Raw genomic sequence first — 23311 nt, 5'->3', positions numbered from 1 at the left:
AACAGACCAGCGCACTCCACCGACCGACCGGCGCTGGGAACTATGACGTCCCCCAACCTACACCGCGTGGATCTCCCCCACGGACACTCCGCCGCCCAGCACCGCGATCCTGGCGAAGGCGTCGGCGCCGGACACGTCGCTGCCCATGCGGCGCAGCACCGACAGCGCGATCGCCGTCGTCGCCCTGGGGCTGCCGTCGATGACCTTGACGGCGGCCGTGTGTCCCGACTCCAGCGCCGCGACGAGGACGCCCTCGGCGCCGCCCTTCACGACCGCTCCAGGGATCGCCCGCATGAGCTCGGTGTTCTGGTGCCCGGTGCCGCCGACGTACTCGGGGTGCTCGCGCATCGCGTCGGCGACCTGCCTGGGCGCGCTGCCCGGCGCCGCGAGCACGAGCGCCTGCACGGCCCTGGCCAGCCCCTTCAGCGACAGCCCGAACAGCGGCGCGCCGCATCCGTCGACGGCCACGGCGGCGGCCTTCTCCCCCGACAGCTCCTCCACGACGGCTCTCACCTGGAGCTGGATCGGGTGGTGCTGCTCCAAGTAGGAGGCGACGTCCCAGCCGTTGGCGACGGCGGCGGCGAGCATCGCGGCGTGCTTGCCCGAGCAGTTCATCCGCTCCGGCGTTCTGGCGAGCCCTTCGCGGATCAGCCGGTGGCGGGTGGCCTCGTCCTCCGGCCAGTCCTCGGGGCAGCGCAGGTCGCCGGGGCCGAGGCCGTACTCCTCGAGGAGTTCGGCGACCAGCCGTACGTGGAAGTCCTCGCCGGTGTGGCTGCCGGCGGCGATGGCCAGGCGGGGGCCCGGCAGGGCCGCGCCCGCCAGCAGGCAGGCCAGCGCCTGGAACGGCTTGGCCGACGAGCGGGGCAGGACAGGGGCGTCCAAGGGGCCGAGCGCGACCTCGGCAGCGCCGTCGGGGCCGAGGCCGACGGCGCTGCCGTAGTGGACGCTCTCGACGAAGCCCGAGCGGACGACCTCGGCGAGGGTGGCGAATTCAGGCACGGGCTTTGCTCCTTTGCTCCAGCACCCTGGCGAGCTTGGACAGCGAGGCGTTGACCACGAGGTAGATCAGGGCCACCACCACGTAGGTCTGGATGAGCAGGCCGTTGTAGGCGGCCAGGACCTTGCCCGAGTACAGCAGCTCGCCGTAGCTGACCACGAAGCCGAGCGAGGTGTCCTTGAGCAGGCCGACGGACTGGCTGACGATCGAGGGCAGCACCCTGCGGGCGGCCTGCGGCAGCACGATCATCCGCATGGTCTGGACACGGGTGAGCCCGACGGCCAGGCCCGCCTCGGTCTGCCCGCGTTCGACGGACAGGATGCCCGCGCGGAAGATCTCGGCGAAGGCGGCCGCGTTCGAGACGGTCAGCGGCACCACGAGCTTCCAGAACAGCGGCAGGTCGAGGCCGTACTTGGGCAGCGCGAACAGCACGACGTACACCAGCAGCAGCGCGGGGATGACCCGCACCACCTCGATGTAGGCGGCCGAGGGCAGCCGCACCCAGCGCCGCTCGGACAGCCGGCCGAGGCCGAGCAGCAGGCCGAGCGCCATGGACAGCGCCGCGGCGACGACGGCGGCCATCGCGGTGGACGACAGCCCGTCCAGCAGATAGCGCCACATGGGCCAGGTGGCGTACGGCTGCCAGCGCTCGTAGGCCAGCTGCCCGTTGGCGGCGAACTGGCGGACAGCGAACGCGACGAGCGCCAGGGCGGCCAGGACGCCCACGACGGTGGCGATGCGGATCCTGCGCCTGGCGCGCGGTCCTGGCTCGTCGAACAGCACGCTCATCTGACCATCACCAGCCGCCGCTCAAGACGTCCTGTCACGAAGCCGACGCCGGAGGCGATGAGCGCGTACATCAGGCCCACGCCGACGAAGATCGGGATGGGCTGGGCCTCTACGAGGTTGATCCTTTTCGCCTCTTCGGTCAGGTCGACCACGCTGATCGCGCCGGCCAGCAGGGTGTTCATGGTGAGCGCGATGATGATGTTGCCGAGCGGCTGCACGACCGTGCGCAGCGCCTGGGGCAGGATGACGTGCCACAGCGACTGCCTGAATGTCAGCCCGAGGGCCCTGGCCGCCTCCCCCTGGCCCTTGCCGACCGCGTTGACGCCCGAGCGCAGCGCCTCGGCGATGTAGGCCGCCTCGTAGACCGAGATCACCACGATCGCGGTCACCAGCGGCTCCGCCTTGATCCCGATCTCGGGCAGGCCGAAGAAGGCGAGCACGAGCAGGACCAGCAGGGGAAGGTTCTGGAACGCCTCCACGTAGGCGGTGCCGAGGGCGCGCAGCACGCCCACCGGGCTCACCCGCATGGCGGTGATCAGCACCCCGAGCACCGCCGCGCCGAGGAACGACGCGACGGTGAGCTGGAGCGTCACGACCAGTCCCTGCCACAGCTCGGGCAGGTAGTCCAGCAGGACGGACATCAGGAACCCGGCACCGAGCCGATCTGCGGCGGGGCGGGGGCCTCGCCCTGGACGACGGTGCCGATGGAGTTCTTCCACGCCTGCTGCCAGACGCCGGCGCTCTGCGTCTTCTTCAGCCAGTCGTTGACGAACGTCTTGAACTGGTCGTCGCCGTGCTTGAGGCCGATGCCGTACGGGTCCTGGGTGAAGGGGTTGCCGATCACCTGGATGGACGGGTCCTTCTGCGCGTTGGCGATCAGCAGCGTCTCGTCCTGCACGTAGGCGACGCCGCGGTCCTGCTTGAGCGCCTGCATGCACTCGGGGTCGCTGCCGAAGGTGACGATCTCGGCCTGCGGGGCGAGCTTCTTGATCGCGGGGATGGCCGGGGTGTTGGCGCCCGCGATGACCTTCTTGCCGTTGAGGTCCTCGGGCTTGGCGATGCCCGTGGTGCCCTTCTTGACGGCGATCGTGAGGCCGGAGGTGTAGTACGGTCCCGCGAACGCCACCTGCTCGGCCCGCTCCGGCGTGATCGTGTACGTCTGGAAGACGACGTCGACGGTGCCGTTGCCGAGCAGCGCCTCGCGCGTCTCCGAGGCCGAGTTGACGATCTTCACCTTCGGCTCGCCGATGATGTACTTGGCCAGCGCCTTGCCCATGTCGGCGTCGAAGCCCTCGACCTGGCCGCTGACCGGGTTCTGCTGGGACAGCAGCGGGGCGTCGAGCGAGCCGCCGACGATGAGCTCGCCGCGCTTCTTGATCCTCTCCATCGTCGAGCCGGGCAGGATCGCGGCCGCGTCGGCGACCGGGGCCTTGGCGAGCAGCTCGCCCGCGGCGGGCTTCGCCTCTCCTGGTACGGCGGGGCTGCCTGTTGACTCCGTGCTGGAACAGGCGGCGAGGCCGAGCAGCGACACGGCGACGACAGCGACCATCTTCTTCATGGGCACCATCCCTTGCGTTCAGTGAGTGAGTACCTTGGCCAGGAAGTCCCTGGCCCGGTCCGTCTGGGGATCGTCGAAGAAGGCCGCGGGAGCGCCCTGCTCGACGATCTGGCCGTCGGCCATGAACACCACGCGATCGGCCGCCCTGCGGGCGAAGCCCATCTCGTGGGTGACGACGACCATGGTCATCCCGTCGGCGGCGAGGCCGGTCATGACGTCCAGCACCTCGCCCACCATCTCGGGATCGAGCGCGGAGGTCGGCTCGTCGAACAGCATCACCTTGGGCCGCATGGCCAGCGCGCGGGCGATGGCCGCCCGCTGCTGCTGGCCGCCGGACAGCCGTCCGGGCAGCTTGCCCGCCTGCTCTCCGATGCCGACGCGGTCGAGCAGCTCGCGGGCGGTCCTCTCGGCCTCGGTACGGCCGGCGCCGCGGACCTTCATCGGGGCGAGCGTGATGTTCTCCAGCACGGTCTTGTGCTGGAAGAGGTTGAAGGACTGGAAGACCATGCCGACGTTGGCGCGCAGCCTCGCCAGCTCGCGGCCCTCCAGCGGGGCGGGCGCCCCATCGATGACGATCTCGCCCTCCTGCGCCGCCTCCAGCCTGTTGAGGCATCGGCACAGCGTGGACTTGCCCGACCCCGAGGGGCCGATCACCACGACGACCTCACCGCGCGCGACGTCAAGATCGATGTCGCGCAGCACGTGGTGCCGGCCGAACCATTTGTTCAGCCCTCGAACCCGAATCATCCGACCCTCCCACTGTCACGGCGCCACTCTGATCTTGGGGGTAGATGCCGTGACACTTCCTTCGATATCGAAGATAAAGCGGACCGTAATGGATGATTTCGCGATAAGTCAACACGTTGTCGTACGAAGGTAAAGCGTGGTATTCATCTGCTCATGTCTGGCAAAGAGCGGCTGCCCGTGACGGGTGCGCAGGGGGGACTGCTGAGGCTCGTCGCCACCGGCCAGGCCGAGTCGCGCGCCGATCTGGCGCGGCTTTCCGGCCTGGCCGCCTCCAGCGTCTCGCTGCGGGTGGAGGAACTGCTCGAGGCCGGGCTACTGGTCGAGGAGGGCTCTGGCACCTCGCGCGGCGGGCGCAGGCCGCGCAGGCTGCGGCTGGCGCCGAGCGCGGGACTGCTGGCGGTCTCCGACCTCGGTTCCCATCACGTACGGCTCGGCCTGCTCGACCTGAGCGGGACGCCGCTCGCCGTACAGGAGAGGGCGTGTGACATCTCGGCGGGGCCCGAAGCGGTGCTCGACTGGATGGCCGACGCCTTCGACGACCTCCTGCGCACGCACGCCCCCTCGGGCATGCCGCTGCGCGGCGTCTGCACCGGCATCCCCGGGCCCGTGGATCCGGCATCGGGACGCGTCGTCGGCCCCTCCCGCATGCCGGGGTGGAACAACTACCCCGTCGCCGACCATCTGGGCACCCGCTACGACCTGCCGGTCCTGGTGGAGAACGACGCCAACCTCATGGCGGTCGGCGAGGCCCGCTCGTGGCCAGGCTCGGACAACCTCATGGTTCTCAAGGCCGGCACCGGCATAGGGTGCGGCGTGATCGTCAACGGTCAGCTGCACAGGGGCAGGGGCGCGGCGGGCGACATCAGCCACGTCAGGGTGCGCACCGACTCCTCGGTCATGTGCTCGTGCGGCCACCCCGACTGCCTGGAGGCGTACGCCAGCGGCGCCGCGCTCATGTCGGCGCTGGCCGAGGCGGGGATCGTGGTGGACAGACCGGCCGACATCATCGGCCTGGTGAGCGACGCCGTACCTGAGGCGACCAGTCTGGTGCGCGCGGCGGGACGGCTGATCGGTGAGGTCCTCACGGTGCTCGTCAACTTCTTCAACCCTGACGTGATCGCCGTCGGGGGCAGCCTGTCGGCGGCCGAGCCGCTGATCGCGGCGATCAGGGCGGCGGTGTACGAGCGCTGCCTGCCACTGGCCACCCGCGACCTGGAGATCGCTCCCGCGCGGGCGGGCAAGGACGTGGCGCTGCTGGGGGCCGGCGCCCTCCTCCTCGACGCCGTCCTCTGACCCCCGGTCCAGACGCGCACCTCCCCGACGCCCCTCTTCGCCACCCCTGCCCACGCGCGCACCCCCGCGACGCCCTCTTCGCCACCGCAGCTCAGGGCCCCTTCCGGGGTCCGGAATTGTCGGTGCCGACCGGCATGATGGGTTCATGAGCGACGCGCCCCCGATCACCGTCCTGGCCGACCAGGCCGCCTACGCCGAAGCGGTCCAGCTGGCGGTCGACGCCTCGGCCGCCTACTACGCCGACGGCACCTCCACGCTTGACGACGACGCCTACGACCGGCTGGCGCGCGGCATCGCCGCCTACGAGGAGGCCCACCCCGACCAGGTGCTGCCGACCTCGCCGACGGGCAAGGTGGCGGGCGGCGCGGTGGTCGGCGACGTCCCGCACACCGTGCCGATGCTCTCCCTCGACAACGTCTTCGACGCCGGGAAGCTGGCCGACTGGGCCGCCTCGGTGGAGCGCAGGCTCGGCCGTCCGGTCACCGTGTGGAGCGTCGAGCCCAAGCTCGACGGCCTCGCGATCTCCGCGCGTTACCGGCGTGGCCGCCTGGCGCAGCTGGTCACCCGCGGCGACGGCACCGCGGGTGAGGACGTCTCCCACGCCATCGGCACCGTCGTCGGGCTGCCCGACCGGCTGGCCGAGGAGGTCACGGTGGAGCTGCGCGGCGAGGTGATGATGACGGCCGAGCAGTTCGACGCCGCCTGCGCCAAGCGCCGCGCCCACGACGGCACCACCTTCGCCAACCCGCGCAGCGCGGCCGCGGGCACGCTGCGCGCCCAGGACCGGCCCTACACCTGCGAGCTGACGTTCTTCGGGTACGGCGCGCTCCCTCTGCCGCCCGACGAGGACTCCGCGCTCGCGACGCGGCTGCGCGAGCTGCCGCACAGCGAGATCATGGAATGGGTGGCGGCGCAGGGCGTTCAGACCACCGCTGCCACGCCCGTCGCCGGGATCGTGGCGACCACGATCGAGCAGGTGCACGAGCGCGTCGAGCAGATCGCCGCCGTCCGCGCCGAGCTGCCCTTCGGCATCGACGGCATCGTCATCAAGTGCGACCTGGCCGCCGACCAGGCCCAGGCGGGGTTCGGCTCGCGCGCGCCGCGCTGGGCGATCGCCTACAAGCTGCCCGCCACCGAGAAGATCACCAAGCTGCTCGCCGTGGAGTGGAACACGGGGCGCACGGGCGTCATCGCCCCGCGTGCCGTCCTGAAGCCCATCGAGCTCGACGGGAGCACCGTCACCTACGCGACCCTGCACAACGCCGCCGACATCACCCGCCGCGGGCTCATGCTCGGTGACAGCGTGGTCGTCTACAAGGCGGGCGACGTGATTCCCAGGGTCGAGTCCCCCGTGGTGCACCTGCGCACCGGCGACGAGCGGCCGATCGACATCCCGCAGGCCTGTCCGTTGTGCGGCGACGCGATCGACAGCAGCCAGGAGCGCTGGCGGTGCGTGCGCGGGCGCGCGTGCAACGCGATCGCCTCCATCGGCTACGCCGCGGGCCGCGACCAGCTCGACATCGAGGGGCTGGCCGACAACCGCATCCAGCAGCTGCTCGACGCCGGGCTCATCACCGACTTCGCCGACCTGTTCTTCCTGACCCGCGAGCAGGTGCTGGGGCTGGAGCGCATGGGCGAGGTCAGCACCGACAACCTGCTGGCGGCGCTCGATCGGGCCAAGGGCCAGCCGTTGAGCAGGGTGTTCACCGCGCTCGGCGTGCGCGGCACGGGCCGTGCGATGAGCCGGCGCATCGCCCGCCACTTCGGCACGATGGAGGCCGTGCGCGCGGCCGACTCGGCGGCGATCCAGGCGGTGGAGGGCATCGGCGCGGAGAAGGCCCCCGTCGTGGTCGCCGAGCTGATCGAGCTCGGCCCGCTCATCGACAAGCTGGTCAAGGCGGGTGTGAACATGACGGAGCCGGGCGGGGCCGCCGCCGCTGCCGGCGCTGCTTCGGGCACCGCTCCCGGCACGGATCCGGGCGACGCATCGGCGGCCGAGCTGCCGCTGGCCGGGATGTCCGTCGTGGTCACCGGCGCGATGAGCGGACCGCTCGAGTCGCTGTCGCGCAACGAGATGAACGAGCTGATCGAGCGCGCGGGAGGGAAGGCGTCCTCCAGCGTGTCGGCGAAGACATCGCTGCTGGTGGCGGGCGAGAAGGCGGGCTCCAAGCGGGCCAAGGCGGAGAGCCTGGGCGTCAGGATCGCGACTCCTGACGAGTTCGCCGCCCTGGTCAGCGCGCTTCTCTGAGCGGTCAGGCGGTCAGCGGCACCGCGTGGATCTCGTCGGCCGGGTGACCTGCCCGCTGGTGTATGCGCTGGACGGCTTCCGCGTCTGGGGCCTCCGACAGGCAGTAGACCAGGCCCTCGGCCGGGTCGGCCCACGCGTGCTCGAAGATCACCCCCTCCTCCGCCTGTATCGCGAGGTCGGCTGCGTGTGCTTCCTGCAGCTGCTGGTCGGTGATGCCCATCATGCCGTGATGGACGTCCATGAACTTCGCCATGGCTTCCTCCTCAGACGGCTGACCTGCCGTAACGTCCAGCCTAGATCGGGCGCCGAACATCGGTCACCCCAAAGCTTGCCCAAATAGAACCGGCCACCCTCCTCCTTCGGCTCCCGGCGGAGAACTACACGATCTTGCCCTCATGGCGGGAGGAGGGCGGGTAGGTTGGGGCGGGTGTCCACCGCCATTTCCGCCGTGTCGCCCCAGAAGGCCCCACGGGTGAGCAGGCTCGCCTGGTTGGACGCCCTGCGCGGCATCGGGGCGATCGCGGTGGTGGCCGAGCACCTGCCTTGAGTGAACTGCACCGGCCGTGCAATCTCCATCGACGTCAGGTGGCGCTCCTCGACCTGGTCAGCGAATCGGCGCCTCGGGTGCTGGCGACCTTCGGCGACATCGGGGCGGCGATGGATGCGGCCGTGGGGACCCGGGCGCGGTGCGGTGCCGCAATGGGAGGGTGTGTCGAGGATGTCAGGCTGCTGAGCTCGCCGCGGTCCGGGAGACCGGCTTGATGTGAGCGAAGGCGCTGCGGGCGTTCCAGGTGGGGAACGCTCGTACGAGCCACGAGGGACCATGGAGTTGGATGCGGCGGTCGCGGGTGGCTTCGGCCCAGGTGAGCTGGCCGGCGTGCCATTTGACGAAGGCTTCGGCTTCCGCCGTGATGTAGAGGTCCTCATCGAGGCCGGGGTACGTCTTGCAGATCTCGGTGTCCCCGTGCTCGATCAGCAGCCAGAACCGCTCGGGGCGCCGGCCGCCGGTGAAGTCGAAGCGGATGACGATGCGTCGAGCCGGGAGCCGGTCTCGGCGGAGCATGTTGCACATCGACCATAGAGCCACAAAGGGATCGAGATGCTCAGGGGCGATCTCGAGCCAGTGGGCACCCCACTCACCGAGCGATTGGCAGACCTTGAAGAGGTCGTGACCGGCGGGCGTGAGCCCGTAGCGGCGCCCGCGCCCGTCGAGCTTGGGTGCCGACTCGACGATGCCGAACCGTTCGAGCTGCTTGAGCCGCTGCGAGAGCAGGGTGCGAGAGAGCCCGGGCGCGCCCTCCAGGATCTCACTGAAGCTTCCGCAGCCTAGGTACAGGTTGCGGATGATCAGCGGCGTCCAGCGCTCGGCGAAGATCTCGGCGCCGCGGGCGATGGGGCAGTACTGGCCGTAGGTCCGCACAACACCAGTGTCACGCGCCCGACATCGGCTGTGAAGTCCAGATTGTTGACTTCACAGCCGCGGTCCACGGTGGTGCGATGAGGCCGTCGAGAGAAAAGGACGACACCGACCACCGAGCAAGTCGGCCGCCTGAGCGAGGAGGTAACCACGATGGAGATCGACGGGTTCCGGGGCCAGCTGATCACCGCTGACCACGCCGACTACGACACCGCCCGTGCCGTGTGGAACGGCGCCGTCGACCGGCGCCCCCGGCTGATCGCCCGATGCAGCGGGACCGCCGACGTGGCCGCGGCCGTGCGCTTCGCCCGCGAACACGACCTGGAGATCGCCGTTCGGGGCGGGGGCCACAACGTGGCCGGCACCGCGGTGTGCGACGACGGGATCGTCATCGACCTCTCGGCGATGCGCGCCGTGGGGGTCGACCCCGCCGGCCGCACCGCCCTGGTGCAGGGTGGTGCGCTGTGGGGCGACGTCGACCACGAGACACAGGCACACGGCCTGGCCACCACCGGCGGCATCGTGGGCCACACCGGTGTCGCCGGGCTCACCCTCGGCGCCGGCATCGGCTTCCTCATGCGCAAACACGGGCTCACCGTCGACAACCTGCTGGCCGCCGAGGTGGTCACCGCCGAGGGCGGCATCGTCCGGGCGTCCTCCGACGAACACCCCGATCTGTTCTGGGCGCTGCGAGGCGGCGGCGGCAACTTCGGCGTCATCACCTCGTTCCTGTTCGCGCTGCACCCCGTCGGCCCGACCGTGATGGCCGGACCCGTCTTCTGGGCGGCCGGCGACACCACCGACGTGCTGCGCTTCTACCGGGACTTCACCGCCGAAGCGCCCGACGAGCTCGGCACCGTCGTCAGGCTCGGCACCGTCCCCCCGCTGCCGGTCATCCCTGAGGACCTGCACTGGCGGCCGGCCGTCGCCGTCGCCTGCTGCTACGCCGGTGCCGTCGAGGACGGCGAGCGTGCGGTGCGGGCCCTCCGCCGGTTCAGGTCGCCGCTCGTGGACCTGCTCGCACCCACTCCGTACGTCGCCTTCCAGGGCGGCTTCGACGACACTGTCCTCCACGGGTGGCACTACTACTGGAAGGCCACGGACCTCACCGGCCTCTCCGACGACGCCATCGCCGTCATCGCCGATCACGCCTACACCGCCACCTCGCCCCGGTCGTACTCGGCGATGTTCCACATGGGTGGCGCCGTCGCCCGAGTCCCCCACGATGCCACCGCCTACGCCGGTCGCGATGTGGCCCACAACATCATCGTCGACGCCGTGTGGCTCCCTGACGAGTCCGGCGAGCACGCCGCGGCCGAGACCGCGTGGGCGCGGCGGTTCCTTCAAGCCCTCCAACCACACCGCGCCGAAAGCGTCTACGTCAACTTCCTTGACTCCGACGACGACACCAGCCGCGTTCGAGAGGCCTATGGCGACCACATCTACCGGCGACTCGCGGAGGTCAAGGCCAAGTACGACCCCGACAACGCCTTCCACCACAACAAGAACATCCGTCCCGCTTGAGCGGGGGCCGGCCAACATCGAACGGGGAGCCGTTTCCTGACGTCCCCGGCCCAGGTCGGGCGCCGAACATCGGTCGCCCAAAGCTTGCCCAGATAGAACCGGCCGCCCTCCTCCTTCGGCGGCGGGAATCGACACGATCTTGCCCTCATGGCGGGAGGAGGGCGGGTAGGTTGGGGCGGGTGTCCACCGCCATTTCCGCCGTGTCGCCCCAGAAGGCCCCACGGGTGAGCAGGCTCGCCTGGTTGGACGCCCTGCGCGGCATCGGGGCGATCGCGGTGGTGGCCGAGCACCTGCCGTGGGTGCTGCCGCCGCTCCGGCCGTACTGGTTCAGCCTCGGCATCTACGGTGTGATGGTGTTCTTCCTGGTCAGCGGCTACATCATTCCGGCCTCGCTGGAACGGCGGGGCGACCTGCGCGCCTTCTGGATCAGCAGGGTCTTCCGCCTCTACCCGCTCTACCTCGGCGTCTGCGTGCTGATGGTCGCGCTGTCGTGGTGGGTGCCGCTCCGCGAGGAGGTGCCGCGCGACGGTTCGGCGGTCGCCTCTCATCTGACGATGCTGCTCGACGTGCTCAACACGGGCGGCGTGGCCGACACCATGTGGACACTCTCCTACGAGATGGTCTTCTACCTGCTGGTGACCGCGCTGTTCGTGCTGAGGCTGCACAAGCGCAGCGGGCCGGTCGCCATGCTCTTCGGCGCCGCCTCGGTGGTGGCGGGGGCGGCGCTGGCCGCCTCCCCGCTGGCGGGCGGGTGGCTCGCCTACGCGTCGGGCGCGGTGTTCGTGACGGGGCTCGCGTGCGTGATCTCGGGCAGGTTCCGTACGGCCGCCGCGTGCGCGCTGGGGGTGATGGCGCTGGCTCTGCCGGTGGTGAGCGGCCGGATCCCGTGGCTGGGCCTCACGATCTTGGCCGTGATGTTCACTGGGACGGCGGTCCATCGCTGGGAGCGCGGTGCGGGCACGCTCTGGCCGGTGGCGGCGGCCGCGGCACTGGTGGTGTTGGCGCCCGTCTGGGCGATTCAGGCCGGATGGTGGTGGGTGGAGCCCCGTGTGTGGATCACTACAGTCGGGGCGGCGGGCCTCACGTTCGCCGGCGCCATGGCGTGGCGGGATCGGCCGATACCGCGGGTGCTGACGTGGCTGGGCCTGATCAGCTACTCGCTCTACCTGGTGCACCACCCGCTGTTCACGTTCGTCCACGAGGCGATCGGAGGCATGGGCAGGTCGCCGCTGGTCGTCCAGATCGCGGTGGCGGTGGCGGCCGTGGCCGCGAGCATCCTGGCCAGCGCGTTGACTTACCGCTTCATTGAGCGCCCGATGCAGTCGCTCGGCCGCCGTCTCGCCCGCTCCTGAGGTTTCCCGACGAGGAGGACGCGTCGGCGTGGCGAACATTCGTGCGACGTACTCCTGCCGTCTGGAGTATCGGACCCGGCCGCTTCAGGCGTCGGCGTGACCGAGGATCACGTCTGGCCGTCCGACGTGGTGGCCCCCGGAGCTACGCCGAGCTTCTGCGCTGGCGGGTGTGGACGCAGGTGAGCGAGCCGATGGCGCACGTGGAGGGCGCGGCCGTCAGCTTGCCATGATGCCAGGTTGACGCCATAGTGGCGTCATGGATCTCGCGCCTTACGTCGACTATCTGCGCCAGGAGCTGGCGGCCGCCGCGGAGGTCGGCGGCGAGGAAGCCCGCGCGCTCGCCGAGCGTCTCACCGGACCGTTGGAGTCCGCGACCAGGCTCGCCTTGTTGGAGGCGCTGTCGAAGGCGGCCGACGAGATCACCCGCGACCTCGCGCCCGGCTCGGTCGACGTCCGTCTGCGTGGTCGTGACCCCGACTTCGTCGTCAGGGCGCCGTTCGACGAGTCGGCCGAGGAGAGCTTCGACTCCGCTCCGGCGTCCGCGGGCGTGGTCAGGCCGCCCGCTCCCCCGCTGCCGCAGGAGGGTGACGAGGGCGGCACCTCGCGCATCAACTTCCGGCTGCCTGAGCACCTCAAGGCCAGGGTCGAGGAGGCCGCGGGCAAGGAGAGCCTGTCGGTGAACGCCTGGCTCGTCCGGGCCGTCGCCGCCACCCTCAACCCCGACGACAGCCGCCGCGGCGACCGTCGAGGGAGCACCACATCGGGACGGCGCTACACCGGGTGGGTCCGCTAACCCTGGCCGCCACCGTCACCGGCTGGGTCCGTTGACCCGGCGCGCACCATCACCGGCTGGTCCGTTGACCCGGCCGCCGCCATCGAACGCGCTCCCATACAACGCAACGTGGTCAGGGGGCCCGGCAGCCGTCGCCGGTGGTCCTGAATCGGGCACGGTAGGCCACGGCAGGCACGCCCAGTTCGCGGACGAAGGCTCTGCGCATCGTTTCGGGTGAGCCGAACCCCGACCGGCGGGCGACCACGTCGAGTGGCTGGTCACCTGTCTCCAGCAGGTTCTTGGCCCGCTCCATGCGGGCCTGCTCGACGTATCGGCCGGGCGTGGTGCCGAGTTCCTGGCGGAAGAGCCTGGTCAGCTGGTGCACGCTGACGCCTGCCCGGCCTGCCATCGCCTTGAGGCCGTGGTCGCCCGCCGGGTCGAGGATGACGGCGTCGAGCGCCGTCCTGAGCGACTCGCAGCGCGGGGCGGGCGGGTTCAGGCGGACGCTGAACTGGGACTGGCCGGGCCGCTGCATGAAGACGACCAGGCGTGCCCCACCATGATCTCTCTCCTTTCGTCAGCGGTCACCAGTCATCAAGTCCTGTAGCGCTCCGATCGATGGCTGCGGTTCTGGACGTCCCTCCCTCGGATCCGGCCACGCGGGTCAGCGCCCGGACCGCGGCCGCGCCCTCCCGCCGGGACCAGGCGAACCGCGACGCCGCGGAGGAGCTCGGAGCCCGGCCCGGCCGCCCGGGCCGTCGCGGTGATCGCGGGGGCGATGGGCCGAAAGCTTGTGACGTGCGTCACATTCACCGATCGTTCGTGGCAAGGTGTCAACGTGGGGTGCGGCGGCTCCGACGTCTCCGGTGAAGGCGCCGAGGGGAACCGTAGGAGAGAAGAGGACACGATGAAGTACATGATCATGCTGTACGCCTCGCAGCAGGACTACGACGCCATGGCGGAGAGCGCGGCGGACCCGTCGCCCTCGGACGGCGAGGACTTCGCGGCGATGGGCGCGTTCATGGAGCAGTGGAACAAGGAGCTGGTCGAGTCGGGCGAGTTCGTCGACGCCCGCGGCCTGGCCGCCCCCGTGCACACCAGGCGGGTCCATGTGCGCGACGGCGCCCCTGTCGTGACCGACGGGCCGTACCCTGAGACCGCCGAGGTCCTCGCCGGTTACACGATCGTCGAGTGCGAGAGCTTCGACAGGGCCACCGAGATCGCCGCGCGGCTGACCAAGTGTCCCGGCCCCAAGGAGATGCGGGCCAGGGCGAAGGCGGACGTGCGGCTGATCGTCGAGGAGCGCGGCGATCTGGAAGGGTGATCCACCTGATGGCCGAGGACCACGTCGAGGACCTGTTGCGCCGGCTGGCGCCGCAGGTCCTCGGCGCGCTGGTCCGGGCACTTCGACACCGCGGAGGACGCCGTCCAGGAGGCCATGATCGCGGCCTCCAGGCAGTGGCAGGGCGTGGGGGTGCCGGACAACCCGCGCGCGTGGCTGATCACGGTCGCTTCGCGGCGGCTGACCGATCTGCTGCGCAGCGAGCAGGCGCGCCGGCGTCGCGAGGACACCGTGGCCATGTGGACGACGCGGGAGGACCGGATGACGCCCGCGGCCGACCGGCCGCCGTCCGACTCCGACGACACGCTCATCCTGCTGTTCATGTGCTGCCATCCCGCGCTTTCGCCCGCGCTGCAGATCGCGCTCACCCTGCGCACGGTCGGCAGCCTGACCACGGCGGAGATCGCCCGCGCCTTCCTCGTGCCGGAGACGACCATGGCGGCGCGAATCAGCAGGGCCAAGCAGCGGATCAGGGCGAGCGGCGTTCCGTTCCGCGTGCCGGCCGAGCCCGAGCGCGCCGAACGGCTCGTCGCCGTGCTGCACGTCCTCTACCTGATCTTCACCGAGGGGTATACGAGCACCTCGGGCGGCAGCCTGTACCGGAGCGAGCTGGCGGCGGAGGCGATCAGGCTCGCCAGGATCGTCCACGCGCTGCCGCCGCGCGACGGCGAGGTGGCGGGGCTGCTCGCGCTCATGTTGCTCACCGACGCGCGCCGACCGGCGAGGACGGGTCGCGACGGGGCGCTGATCCCGCTGGCGGAGCAGGATCGCGGGCTCTGGAGGGCGGAGTACGTCGAGGAGGGCATGGCGTTGATCTCCGAGGTGTTGCCGCGGGGGCCGGCTGGGCCGTACCAGTTGCAGGCGGCGATCGCGGCCGTCCATGACGAGGCGGCGACGGCGGAGGAGACGGACTGGCCGCAGATCGTGGCGCTGTACGAGCTGCTGATGCGGATCTCCGACAACCCGATGGTGGCGTTGAACCACGTGGTGGCGGTGGCGATGGCAGGGGATGTCAGGACGGGGCTGTCGCTGTTGTCGCGGGTGGAGGCTGATCCGCGGATCGCCGGGCACCACCGGGTGCCGGCGGTGCGGGGGCATCTGCTGGAGATGGCCGGTGATGAAGGGGCGGCGAGGGAGTCGTACCTGGTGGCGGCGCGGCGCACCGGCAGCCTGCCCGAACAGCGCTACCTCAACGCGAGGGCGTCCCGCCTGAAGGAGCCGGCCGATCACGAAGGCTTCTAATGTGCTAGCGACGCTATGTAGCATTAGAAGCATGCTCACTGGAGAGCCGCTGGCGCTCGATCTGATCAACACCCGTCCCCTCGACACCGACCTGATCGCCACTCCCGAGCTGCTCAGGCGATGGCTCGACGTCGAAGCCGACAGGCTGCCGGGCCTGGAGGGCGCGTTGTCGGAGGACGACCTGGCCGCCGTGCACGCCGTACGCGATCATGCGGCCGCCGCCGTCCACGCGCTGCTGAACGGAGAACGGCCCGCGGAGGCGGCGCTGCGCGGCCTCAACGACGCACAGCGCGCCGCGCCCGCTGTCAGGGAGCTGAGCTGGGACGGAGCCGCGATCACCGCGGCAGAGGTCCGGACCGGCTCGCTGGGAGTACGGCTGGCCGCCATCCTCGCCGAGGCCACGGCCGACCTGCTGGCCGACCAGGCGAGCGGGAAGATCCGCCAGTGCGAGGCCCACGACTGCGTGATGCTGTTCCTGCCCGCCCACCCCAGGCGGCGCTGGTGCTCGGCCGCGCTGTGCGGCAACAGGGCCAGGGTCGCGCGCCACTACCGGCGCCACAGGACGGCGTGAAGCTCGCCGGATGAAACCCCCGCACGCCGGGGAGACCCGAACCGCGGGTCAGCGCGGCACGACTGGGTTCGCATGTCGGGGTAGGGGGTGGTGCGGAGCAGGAAGAGAGGTGTGCCGATGAGCCGCACCGTAGCGGATGATCTCGTGGAAGTGCTGGTCCGAGCGGGGGTCACCCGCGTCTATGGGCTGGTGGGTGACAGCCTCAACGCCTTCAGCGACGCCGTCAGGCGCAGCGACACCCTGGAGTGGGTGCACGTGCACCACGAGGAGGGCGCGGCCTTCGCCGCCTCCGCCGAGGCCCAACTGACCGGACGGCTGGCGGTGTGCGCGGGAAGCTGCGGCCCAGGTAACACGCACCTGATCCAGGGCGTCATGGACGCGCATCGTTCGGGCGCGCCCGTCCTGGTCCTGGCCTCGCACATCGCCTCCACCCAGATCGGCACGAGCTTCTTCCAGGAGACCAAGCCCGAGCTGCTGTTCGGGCAGGCCAGCCACTACTGCGAGCTCGTCTCGCGGCCCTCCCAGCTGGCCCGTACGGCGAGGACCGCCATCCAGAACGCGATCGGCAAGGGCGGGGCGGCCGTGCTGGTGCTGCCGGGCGACGTGCTCAGCGACGAGTCGGCCGGCGAACCCCCCGCCGGCGCGCTGGTCGCGGGCCGCCCCAAGCCGGTGCCCGGCGCCGCGGAGGTCGCCGAGCTGGCCGAGCGGATCAACGGCGCAGGCAAGGTGACGATCTTCGCGGGCATCGGCTGCGCCGAGGCGCGCCAGGAGGTGCTGCGGCTGGCGGCATGGCTGGAGGCGCCCATCGGCCACACGCTGCGCGGCAAGGACGTCATGCAGTACGACAACCCCTACGACGTGGGCATGACGGGGCTGCTCGGCTACGGCGCCTGCTATCGGGCGCTGCACGAGGCCGATCTCGTGCTGCTGCTGGGCACCGACTTCCCGTACGACGACTTCCTGCCCACCCGCGACAACGTGCAGGTCGACATCGACCCGTCCAGGCTCGGCCGCAGGGCACCGATCAGTCAGGGCATCGCCGCCGACGTGGGCCACACGATCAGGGCGCTGATGCCGCTGCTGCGCGAGAAGACCGACAGGTCGTTCCTGGACGGCATGCTGCGCGAGCACGAGCGCGCCGTCAGGCGGGGCCTCGACTCCTACACCCATGACGTCGACGACCTGGTGCCGATCCATCCCGAGTACCTCGCGGCCCTGGTCGACGAGCTGGCCGCCGACGACGCGATCTTCACCGCCGACACCGGCATGTGCTGCACGTGGGCGGCCAGGTATCTCACGCCCAACGGCCGGCGACGGCTGATCGGCTCCTTCGTGCACGGGTCGATGGCCAACGCGCTGCCGATGGCGGTCGGCGCGCAGATCGCCCATCCGGGCAGGCAGGTGGTGTCGCTGTCGGGCGACGGCGGCCTGGCGATGCTCATGGGCGAGTTGCTCACCGTGAAGACGCACCGGCTGCCGGTCAAGGTCGTGGTCTTCAACAACTCCAGTCTGGCGATGGTCAGGCTGGAGATGATGGTGGCGGGCGCCCCGCCGTTCGGGACGGACCACGACATGGTCGACTACGCCGCCATCGCGGCGGGCGCCGGGTTCTTCACCAGGAGGGTCACCGAGCCGGGCGAGCTGCGCGAGGCGGTCGGAAAGGTGTTCGCGCACGAAGGGCCCGCGCTGCTCGACGTCGTCACGACCGCCGACGCGCTCGAGGTGCCGTCGCATCTCACGGTGGCCGAGGCGCGGGGGTTCGCGCTGTCCCTCGGCAAGATCGTCCTGAACGGCGGGGTCGGCGAGGCGTGGCGGCTGGCCCGCACGAACCTGCGCCACCTCTGAGCGCCGAACCGAAGACCCGGGCCCTCAGGTCACCATCCCGTTCTCGAAGGTACGGATCACCGTGGCGGTGACGCCGTGGCGGGGCAGTTCGCCCTTCTCGGCCGCCTCCCAGCCGGAGTAGGTCAGCGACCAGATCACGGTCTGGATCCACTCGGGAGTGGACGCGCGGTCGAAGACGCCCTCCTCCTGGCCGCGCTTGATCAGGTCGATCGTGGTCGGCACCGACATGTCGGGCACGAAGCTGTCGGTGAACTCCTCCAGCACGCGCGGGTCGCCGAACAGGAACGCCAGCCGGTCGCCGACGTCGACCATGGCCGCGAGGAGGCGTCGCATGGCCTCGAGCGCGGGCCCCTGGTCGATCGCGGCCTCGCGGACCGAATCCTCCACCGCGCGGAAGGAGTCGACGATGGCGGCCTCCATCAGCTCGCTCCTGTCGGCGAAGTAGCGGTGCAGCGTGCTGCGCCCGACCTGGGCCGCCTCGGCGATGTCGGCCAGCGTCGCCTTGCGGTCGCGGGCGAGCGTGGAGGCGGCCGCCGCCAGGATCGCGCGGCGCGTGCGGCCACGGGTTCCGGACTCAGAGGTGGAACTGCTCACTCCCAAACTCTAACATAGGGGTTTGACTTTGAGACATTGAAGTCCCATTCTGAAGCAATGAACTCCTATTCACTTCTGGCCGAAGGGCTGTCCAAGCGCTTCGGCGGCACCCATGCACTCGACGGGCTGGACCTCGCCGTGCGGGAAGGGACGGCCTGCGGGCTGCTCGGACCCAACGGCGCGGGCAAGACCACCGCCGTGCGCGTTCTGTCCACGCTGCTGCGGGCCGACGGAGGCAGGGCCACGGTCGCCGGATTCGACGTGGCCACCCAGCCGGCGAAGGTCCGCCAGGTCATCGGCCTGGCCTCGCAGGAGCCCGCCGTCGACGAGATCCTGACCGGCAGGGAGAACCTGGTGATGTGGGGCAGGCTCTACCATCTCGGCCTCCGGCGGGCCAGGCACAGGGCCGAGGAGCTGCTGGAGCAGTTCGGGCTGACCGAGGCGGCGGACAAGCGGATCAAGCACTACTCCGGCGGTATGCGCCGCCGCCTCGACCTGGCCGCCACCTTCATCCAGGCGCCGCGCGTGCTCTTCCTCGACGAGCCGACGACGGGCCTCGACCCCCGCAACCGCAACGAGGTGTGGCAGGCCATCCGCACCCTGGTGGTGAACGGCAGCACGGTGCTGCTCACCACCCAGTACCTGGACGAGGCCGACCAGCTGGCCGACCAGATCGTGGTGCTGCGCCAGGGCAGGGTGATCGCCGACGACACGCCCGAGCGGCTGAAGTCCTCGATCGGCGGCGACCAGCTCGACCTGGTGTTGCGCGACTCGAAGGACCTGCGGGAGGCGAGCGACATCCTGGCCGCGTTCGGCCCGCCCGTGTCCGATCCCGACACCCGCAGGCTGTCCGCGCCGGTCGCCGACCGCATGCACGCCCTCGGCCAGGTCATGCGCGCGCTGGAGGCCAAGGGCATCGGGGTCGAGGACGTGGCACTGCGCCGCCCCACGCTCGACGAGGTGTTCCTGAAGGTGACGGCATGACCCACGTGTTCTCCGACGCCTGGGTGATCGCCAGGGCGTACCTGCTGCACTGGGTGCGCAACCCGACCGCCATCCTCTCGGGGCTGCTGTACCCGATCGTGATGGTGCTGCTGTTCGGCTATGTCTTCGGCAGCGCGATGGCCGTCGCGGGCGCGGGCGACAACTACAGGGAGTACCTGATGCCCGGCATGTTCGGCCAGACGATGGCCGTCGGCATCACGTCCACGCTGATCATCGTCACCACCCAGGCCGCCAAGGGCGTCACCGACAGGTACCGCTCGATGCCGGTCTCTCAGACGGGTGTGGTGCTCGGGCGGGCCATCTCCGACATGGTCGGCTCAGTGCTGGAGCTGACCATCCTCATCGCGTGCGGCGTGGCGGTCGGCTGGAGCTGGCACAACGGCCCGCTCAACGCGCTGGCCGCGGTGGGCCTGCTGCTGCTCCTGCGCTTCTCGCTCATCTGGGTGGGCATCTTCGCCGGGCTCAAGCTCAGCCCCGAGGCGGCGGGAGCCTCATGGATGATCATGCTGCCGCTCACCATGGTCGCCAACACGTTCGTCTCCCCCGCGCAGATGCCGGGGTGGATGGGCTTGCTCGCCGAGTGGAATCCGCTGTCGGCCACGGTCGCCGCCTGCCGTGAGCTGTTCGGCAACCAGGGGCTCGCGGGCGGTTCGTGGGCGTCGGAGCACGCACTGCTGCTGGCCGTGGCCTGGCCGGTGGCGATCACGCTGGTCTTCCTGCCGCTGTCGGCGCGCGCCTACAGGCGGCTGAGCCGCTGACCGGCGGGCCGTGCCGTACAGGGGATGTACGGCACGGCCGCCGGATCAGGCGCTCTCGCCCTCGTCCTGCCGCTGGTTGCGGGTGAAAGCCCAGTTGACCAGCCACAGCAGGATGCCGATGCCGAGCAGGACGCCCGCCGTGATGTACACGGTGCCCGGCCGGCCGGTCAACGGACTGGCCAGCACGACCGCCATGACCGCGCCGATCACGGGAAGCACCGTGGGCGCCCGGTAGTGCTCGTGGTCGACCCCCTCCCTGCGCAGCACCAGCACCGCGACGTTCACCACGGCGAAGACGCACAGCAGCAGGAAGGCCGTGGTCTCGCCCAGCCCCGAGATCTCGCCGGTGGAGATGAGGCCGATGGCCAGCGCGGTGGTGAACACGATCCCGACGATGGGGGTACGGCGGCGCGGGTCCACCAGGCCGAGCGAGCGCGGCACGACCCGCTCGTTGGCCAGGCCGTACACCAGGCGCGAGGCCATCATCATGTTGATCAGCGCGGAGTTGGCCACCGCGCAGATCGCGATCGCGGCGAACAGCTGCGGCGGGAAGCCCAGGCCGCCCGCCTTGACCACCTCGAGCAGCGGCCCGTCGGAGGCCTTCAGGACGCGGTAGTCGACAAGCAGCGAGGAGGTGAGCGCGACCAGGATGTAGACGGTGCTGGTGATGGCCACGCCCAGGAAGATCGCGCGCGGGAAGTTGCGCGCCGGGTCCTGGGTCTCCTCCGCCATGTTCACCGAGTCCTCGAACCCGACGAAGGCGAAGAACGCCAGCGCGGTGCTGCCCAGCAGGGCCAGCAGCAGCCCGCCGGAGTCCTCGGTGCTGATCTGCGTCAGGCGCGACGGTTCTCCCGCGCCCGTCGCGACCGCGTAGACGCCGATCAGGATGATGATGAGCAGGCCGGTCAGCTCGATCAGGGTGAAGACGATGTTGGTCTTGACCGACTCCGACACGCCCCGGTAGTTCAGCGCCGCCACGGCGACGATGAAGACGATCCCGACCACGACCGAGGGCAGGCTGACGAACTCCTGCAGGTACCTGCCGCCGATGGCGCGGGCCGCGGCGCTGGCCGAGGTGAGGCCCGAGCACATGACCGCGAAGGCCACCATGAAGGTGAGGAACGGCTTCTTGAAGGCCAGCTGGGTGTAGAGGGCGGCGCCGGCCGCCCTGGGGTACTTGGTGACGAGCTCGACGTAGGACATGGCCGTGAACAGCGCGATCACGAAGCCGATGAGGAACGGGATCCACAGCGCTCCGCCGACTCTTCCCGCGACCGATCCGGTGAGGGCGTAGACGCCGGTGCCGAGGATGTCGCCGATGATGAACAAGATCAGCAGCTTTGGTCCGATGGCGCGTTTCAGTGACACCTGTGCGGGGGGCGTTGTCATGTGGATGCCGTGCCCATCTCTGTCGATGTTGACACCCGCCAGTAATGTTGATACATCAACAACCATGGAATTCGGACTGAACATCCCCGCCGACGCCCGCCCAGGCGACGACCCCGTCAGCGCCGCCGTACGCGCGGAGGAGCTCGGCTTCGACTTCGTCTCCACCAGCGACCACCCGTGCGGGACCGCCCCGAGCTTCGAGACGTGGACGCTGCTGTCGTGGATCGCCGCCTCGACCTCGCGGATCAGGATCGCCACGAGGGTGCTCGGCGTGCCGTACAGGCCGCCCGCGATGGTGGCCAAGATGGCGGAGACGTTCGACCGGCTGTCGGGCGGCCGGTTGATCCTCGGGCTCGGTGGCGGCCACTCCGACGAGGAGTTCAGGGCGTTCGGACTGCGCGTGCCCACGACGAGGGAGAAGATCGACGGCCTCGAGGAGGCGATCCACGTCACCAGGGGGCTGTGGGAGCGGCCCGCCTTCACCTTCGAGGGCAAGCTCTTCCACACCGACACGGCCGACCTGGAGCCCAAGCCGTCGCGGCGCATCCCGATCTGGCTCGGCACGTTCGGGCCCCGGGCACTGGAGCTGACGGGACGGCTGGCCGACGGCTGGATCCCCTCGCTGGGCTTCGCGCCGCCCGAGCAGGCCGTCGTCATGCGCGAGAAGGTGCTGGCCGCCGCCGAGAAGGCCGGACGGCCCGCGCCCACGTGCGCCTACCACGTCGTGGTGCACGTCGGCGAGGATCTGGGCCGGCCCGGCATGGTCTCGGGACATCCCGAGGCGGTCGCCGAGCGGCTGGCGGGCTTCGTCGCGATGGGGTTCACCACGCTCAGCCTCGCCCCGGCCGGTCCTGGCGATCAGGCCGGGCGGCTGGCGAGCGAGGTCATCCCGCTGGTGCGGAAAGCCAAGCGCTGATCCCCTTCAGCAGCTCGGCCTTCAGCTCCTCGGGGGCGAACGACGCGGTGACGGAGGCCGCGGCCAGCTCGGCGAGCGTCTCGTCGCTGTCACGCGCGTCGGCGTACTCCTTCAGCAGCGAGGTCTCTCCGTCGGTGTTGAGGGTGACGACCAGGCCCTCCCGCCTCAGGCGGGGCAGCGGGTGCTCGGCGCGCGACGGCACGATGCCGAGCAGGACATTGGAGAACGGGCACACCTCCAGCGGCACGCGGCGCTCGCGCAGCTCGGCCACCAGGGCGGGGTCTTCGAGCACGCGGATGCCGTGGCCGATCCGCTCGGCGTGGCCCACGTCGAGCGCCTCGCGGACGCTGTCGGGCCCCGCGGTCTCCCCTGCGTGGTGCACCAGGTGCAGCCCCGCCTCCCTGGCGACCTCCAGCACGTCGGCGAAGGGCGTCAGCGGGTACGTCTCGTCTCCCGCGAGCCCGATGGCGATGACCTCGTCGTGGGCGGCGGCCAGCTTCAGCGTCTGCCACAGGCGCTCCGCCGGGCGGCGGCGGGAGTGGTCGAGGATGAGCCGGCACCTGATGCCGTGCTCGGCCTCGCCCTCCGCCAGCCCTTCGAGGACGGCCAGCAGCGGCATCTCCAGGTCGCCGAGCCGTTCGCCGTGGGAGGCGGCGGTGAAGGTGACCTCGGCGTAGCGGGTGCCCTGGGCGGCCTCGTCGGCGCAGAACTCGCGGGCGATCCTGCGGAAGTGTTCGGGAGTGCGCAGGGCGCCGCGCACCCGCGCGTTGTGGTCGGCGAACTGGCGGAATCCGGTGAAGACATCGGGGCGCGGCGTCTGGACCCCGAGCTCTCGCAGGGTGGCAGGGCGGACCGTGCTCTCCAGATGAACGTGCAGGTGGGCCTTGGGCAGCCGCGCGATGTCTCTCACTGGCCTGATCCTACGGAGGTCACGTCCCCCGTCACATCTCCT

General features: G+C 70.6%; 23 protein-coding genes. 12 read left to right on the top strand and 11 right to left on the bottom strand.

Annotated elements, in window-relative coordinates; translation table 11 throughout:
• Positions 1-57: 57 nt before the first annotated feature.
• Genes AB0B45_RS10600 through AB0B45_RS10580 form a run of 5 tightly spaced genes read right to left on the bottom strand, consistent with a single transcriptional unit; the run spans position 58 to position 4091 of the window.
• The gene (locus tag AB0B45_RS10600; protein ID WP_358128185.1) at positions 58-999 is read right to left on the bottom strand and encodes an asparaginase; all 942 of its coding nucleotides are present in this window, start codon (positions 997-999) and stop codon (positions 58-60) included.
• Positions 992-1786, bottom strand: coding sequence for an amino acid ABC transporter permease (locus tag AB0B45_RS10595; protein WP_358128183.1), 795 nt, complete (start codon positions 1784-1786; stop codon positions 992-994). The genes AB0B45_RS10600 and AB0B45_RS10595 overlap by 8 nt, the downstream gene beginning before the upstream one ends.
• On the bottom strand, positions 1783-2427 hold the full coding sequence (locus tag AB0B45_RS10590; RefSeq protein ID WP_358128181.1) for an amino acid ABC transporter permease: 645 nt from the start codon (positions 2425-2427) through the stop codon (positions 1783-1785). Before AB0B45_RS10590 ends, AB0B45_RS10595 begins: the two co-directional genes overlap by 4 nt.
• Positions 2427-3344 carry a glutamate ABC transporter substrate-binding protein gene (locus tag AB0B45_RS10585; RefSeq protein WP_358128179.1) on the bottom strand — a complete coding sequence of 306 codons (918 nt, stop codon included), beginning with the start codon at positions 3342-3344 and terminating at the stop codon, positions 2427-2429. Before AB0B45_RS10585 ends, AB0B45_RS10590 begins: the two co-directional genes overlap by 1 nt.
• Positions 3345-3362: 18 nt before the next feature.
• A complete protein-coding gene (locus AB0B45_RS10580; RefSeq protein ID WP_358128177.1) occupies positions 3363-4091 on the bottom strand; it encodes an amino acid ABC transporter ATP-binding protein in 729 nt (242 codons plus the stop codon).
• A gap of 153 nt (positions 4092-4244) precedes the next feature.
• Here AB0B45_RS10580 and AB0B45_RS10575 point away from each other — a divergent pair, with 153 nt between their 5' ends.
• Both AB0B45_RS10575 and ligA read left to right on the top strand, forming a co-directional pair.
• Positions 4245-5384, top strand: coding sequence for an ROK family transcriptional regulator (locus AB0B45_RS10575; protein ID WP_358128175.1), 1140 nt, complete (start codon positions 4245-4247; stop codon positions 5382-5384).
• Positions 5385-5529: 145 nt separating this feature from the next.
• Entirely contained in the window at positions 5530-7632 is a 2103-nt protein-coding gene (gene ligA, locus AB0B45_RS10570; RefSeq protein WP_358128173.1) for an NAD-dependent DNA ligase LigA, read from the top strand.
• 4 nt (positions 7633-7636) lie between these two features.
• On the opposite strand, the gene AB0B45_RS10565 is transcribed toward ligA, so the two are convergent.
• Together AB0B45_RS10565 and AB0B45_RS10560 are read right to left on the bottom strand one after the other, a co-directional pair.
• Positions 7637-7885 (bottom strand): SCO4226 family nickel-binding protein, encoded by a 249-nt coding sequence (locus tag AB0B45_RS10565; protein WP_358128171.1) that lies wholly within the window; start codon positions 7883-7885, stop codon positions 7637-7639.
• Between the two features lie 468 nt (positions 7886-8353).
• Entirely contained in the window at positions 8354-9052 is a 699-nt protein-coding gene (locus tag AB0B45_RS10560; RefSeq protein ID WP_358128170.1) for a helix-turn-helix domain-containing protein, read from the bottom strand.
• 150 nt (positions 9053-9202) lie between these two features.
• Here AB0B45_RS10560 and AB0B45_RS10555 point away from each other — a divergent pair, with 150 nt between their 5' ends.
• The 3 genes from AB0B45_RS10555 (at position 9203) to AB0B45_RS10545 (ending at position 12718) form a co-directional block, all read left to right on the top strand.
• Positions 9203-10573: an FAD-binding oxidoreductase gene (locus AB0B45_RS10555; RefSeq protein WP_358128168.1), complete on the top strand. Its 1371-nt coding sequence runs from the start codon at positions 9203-9205 to the stop codon at positions 10571-10573.
• A gap of 179 nt (positions 10574-10752) precedes the next feature.
• Positions 10753-11925: an acyltransferase gene (locus AB0B45_RS10550; protein ID WP_358128166.1), complete on the top strand. Its 1173-nt coding sequence runs from the start codon at positions 10753-10755 to the stop codon at positions 11923-11925.
• 256 nt (positions 11926-12181) lie between these two features.
• Positions 12182-12718, top strand: a complete 537-nt coding sequence (locus AB0B45_RS10545; RefSeq protein WP_358128165.1) for a toxin-antitoxin system HicB family antitoxin — start codon at positions 12182-12184, stop codon at positions 12716-12718.
• A 112-nt stretch (positions 12719-12830) separates the two neighbouring features.
• On the opposite strand, the gene AB0B45_RS10540 is transcribed toward AB0B45_RS10545, so the two are convergent.
• Positions 12831-13232, bottom strand: coding sequence for a helix-turn-helix domain-containing protein (locus AB0B45_RS10540; protein ID WP_358128163.1), 402 nt, complete (start codon positions 13230-13232; stop codon positions 12831-12833).
• Positions 13233-13604: 372 nt separating this feature from the next.
• Here AB0B45_RS10540 and AB0B45_RS10535 point away from each other — a divergent pair, with 372 nt between their 5' ends.
• From AB0B45_RS10535 to AB0B45_RS10520, 4 genes are all read left to right on the top strand, one after another.
• Positions 13605-14021 carry a YciI family protein gene (locus AB0B45_RS10535; protein WP_358128162.1) on the top strand — a complete coding sequence of 139 codons (417 nt, stop codon included), beginning with the start codon at positions 13605-13607 and terminating at the stop codon, positions 14019-14021.
• 114 nt (positions 14022-14135) lie between these two features.
• Positions 14136-15281: a DUF6596 domain-containing protein gene (locus AB0B45_RS10530; protein ID WP_358128160.1), complete on the top strand. Its 1146-nt coding sequence runs from the start codon at positions 14136-14138 to the stop codon at positions 15279-15281.
• 31 nt (positions 15282-15312) lie between these two features.
• Positions 15313-15852 carry an ABATE domain-containing protein gene (locus AB0B45_RS10525; RefSeq protein ID WP_358128158.1) on the top strand — a complete coding sequence of 180 codons (540 nt, stop codon included), beginning with the start codon at positions 15313-15315 and terminating at the stop codon, positions 15850-15852.
• Between the two features lie 117 nt (positions 15853-15969).
• Complete coding sequence (locus AB0B45_RS10520) at positions 15970-17697, top strand: thiamine pyrophosphate-dependent enzyme (protein WP_358128156.1); 1728 nt, start codon at positions 15970-15972, stop codon at positions 17695-17697.
• A gap of 24 nt (positions 17698-17721) precedes the next feature.
• On the opposite strand, the gene AB0B45_RS10515 is transcribed toward AB0B45_RS10520, so the two are convergent.
• Complete coding sequence (locus tag AB0B45_RS10515) at positions 17722-18291, bottom strand: TetR/AcrR family transcriptional regulator (protein WP_358128154.1); 570 nt, start codon at positions 18289-18291, stop codon at positions 17722-17724.
• A gap of 57 nt (positions 18292-18348) precedes the next feature.
• Here AB0B45_RS10515 and AB0B45_RS10510 point away from each other — a divergent pair, with 57 nt between their 5' ends.
• Together AB0B45_RS10510 and AB0B45_RS10505 are read left to right on the top strand one after the other, a co-directional pair.
• On the top strand, positions 18349-19275 hold the full coding sequence (locus tag AB0B45_RS10510) for an ATP-binding cassette domain-containing protein (RefSeq protein WP_358128152.1): 927 nt from the start codon (positions 18349-18351) through the stop codon (positions 19273-19275).
• The gene (locus AB0B45_RS10505; protein ID WP_358128150.1) at positions 19272-20054 is read left to right on the top strand and encodes an ABC transporter permease; all 783 of its coding nucleotides are present in this window, start codon (positions 19272-19274) and stop codon (positions 20052-20054) included. The genes AB0B45_RS10510 and AB0B45_RS10505 overlap by 4 nt, the downstream gene beginning before the upstream one ends.
• Before the next feature lie 45 nt (positions 20055-20099).
• Here the strand turns inward: AB0B45_RS10505 and AB0B45_RS10500 are convergent, their stop codons facing one another.
• On the bottom strand, positions 20100-21443 hold the full coding sequence (locus tag AB0B45_RS10500) for an APC family permease (protein WP_358128148.1): 1344 nt from the start codon (positions 21441-21443) through the stop codon (positions 20100-20102).
• 64 nt (positions 21444-21507) lie between these two features.
• On the opposite strand from AB0B45_RS10500, the gene AB0B45_RS10495 reads away from it, so the two are divergent.
• Complete coding sequence (locus AB0B45_RS10495; protein ID WP_358128146.1) at positions 21508-22359, top strand: LLM class flavin-dependent oxidoreductase; 852 nt, start codon at positions 21508-21510, stop codon at positions 22357-22359.
• Here the strand turns inward: AB0B45_RS10495 and add are convergent.
• Entirely contained in the window at positions 22328-23269 is a 942-nt protein-coding gene (gene add / locus AB0B45_RS10490; RefSeq protein WP_358128144.1) for an adenosine deaminase, read from the bottom strand. The genes AB0B45_RS10495 and add overlap by 32 nt on opposite strands.
• Between the last annotated feature and the right edge of the window lie 42 nt (positions 23270-23311).

Origin of the sequence: Nonomuraea sp. NPDC049152 (genome assembly GCF_040648355.1) — a bacterium.
Classification (GTDB): domain Bacteria; phylum Actinomycetota; class Actinomycetes; order Streptosporangiales; family Streptosporangiaceae; genus Nonomuraea.
Note: the sequence above shows the minus strand (reverse complement) of the source record. Positions and strands in the feature narration are given on the sequence as shown.

Coding starts and splice junctions, on each gene's coding strand:
- AB0B45_RS10590 (WP_358128181.1), bottom strand. CDS start 2,427: ATGTCCGTCCTGCTGGACTACCTGCCCGAGCTGTGGCAGGGACTGGTC.
- AB0B45_RS10495 (WP_358128146.1), top strand. CDS start 21,508: ATGGAATTCGGACTGAACATCCCCGCCGACGCCCGCCCAGGCGACGAC.
- AB0B45_RS10520 (WP_358128156.1), top strand. CDS start 15,970: ATGAGCCGCACCGTAGCGGATGATCTCGTGGAAGTGCTGGTCCGAGCG.
- AB0B45_RS10510 (WP_358128152.1), top strand. CDS start 18,349: ATGAACTCCTATTCACTTCTGGCCGAAGGGCTGTCCAAGCGCTTCGGC.
- AB0B45_RS10580 (WP_358128177.1), bottom strand. CDS start 4,091: ATGATTCGGGTTCGAGGGCTGAACAAATGGTTCGGCCGGCACCACGTG.
- ligA (WP_358128173.1), top strand. CDS start 5,530: ATGAGCGACGCGCCCCCGATCACCGTCCTGGCCGACCAGGCCGCCTAC.
- AB0B45_RS10505 (WP_358128150.1), top strand. CDS start 19,272: ATGACCCACGTGTTCTCCGACGCCTGGGTGATCGCCAGGGCGTACCTG.
- AB0B45_RS10525 (WP_358128158.1), top strand. CDS start 15,313: ATGCTCACTGGAGAGCCGCTGGCGCTCGATCTGATCAACACCCGTCCC.
- AB0B45_RS10575 (WP_358128175.1), top strand. CDS start 4,245: ATGTCTGGCAAAGAGCGGCTGCCCGTGACGGGTGCGCAGGGGGGACTG.
- AB0B45_RS10540 (WP_358128163.1), bottom strand. CDS start 13,232: ATGCAGCGGCCCGGCCAGTCCCAGTTCAGCGTCCGCCTGAACCCGCCC.
- AB0B45_RS10585 (WP_358128179.1), bottom strand. CDS start 3,344: ATGAAGAAGATGGTCGCTGTCGTCGCCGTGTCGCTGCTCGGCCTCGCC.
- AB0B45_RS10535 (WP_358128162.1), top strand. CDS start 13,605: ATGAAGTACATGATCATGCTGTACGCCTCGCAGCAGGACTACGACGCC.
- AB0B45_RS10565 (WP_358128171.1), bottom strand. CDS start 7,885: ATGGCGAAGTTCATGGACGTCCATCACGGCATGATGGGCATCACCGAC.
- AB0B45_RS10530 (WP_358128160.1), top strand. CDS start 14,136: ATGATCGCGGCCTCCAGGCAGTGGCAGGGCGTGGGGGTGCCGGACAAC.
- AB0B45_RS10500 (WP_358128148.1), bottom strand. CDS start 21,443: ATGACAACGCCCCCCGCACAGGTGTCACTGAAACGCGCCATCGGACCA.
- AB0B45_RS10555 (WP_358128168.1), top strand. CDS start 9,203: ATGGAGATCGACGGGTTCCGGGGCCAGCTGATCACCGCTGACCACGCC.
- AB0B45_RS10545 (WP_358128165.1), top strand. CDS start 12,182: ATGGATCTCGCGCCTTACGTCGACTATCTGCGCCAGGAGCTGGCGGCC.
- AB0B45_RS10595 (WP_358128183.1), bottom strand. CDS start 1,786: ATGAGCGTGCTGTTCGACGAGCCAGGACCGCGCGCCAGGCGCAGGATC.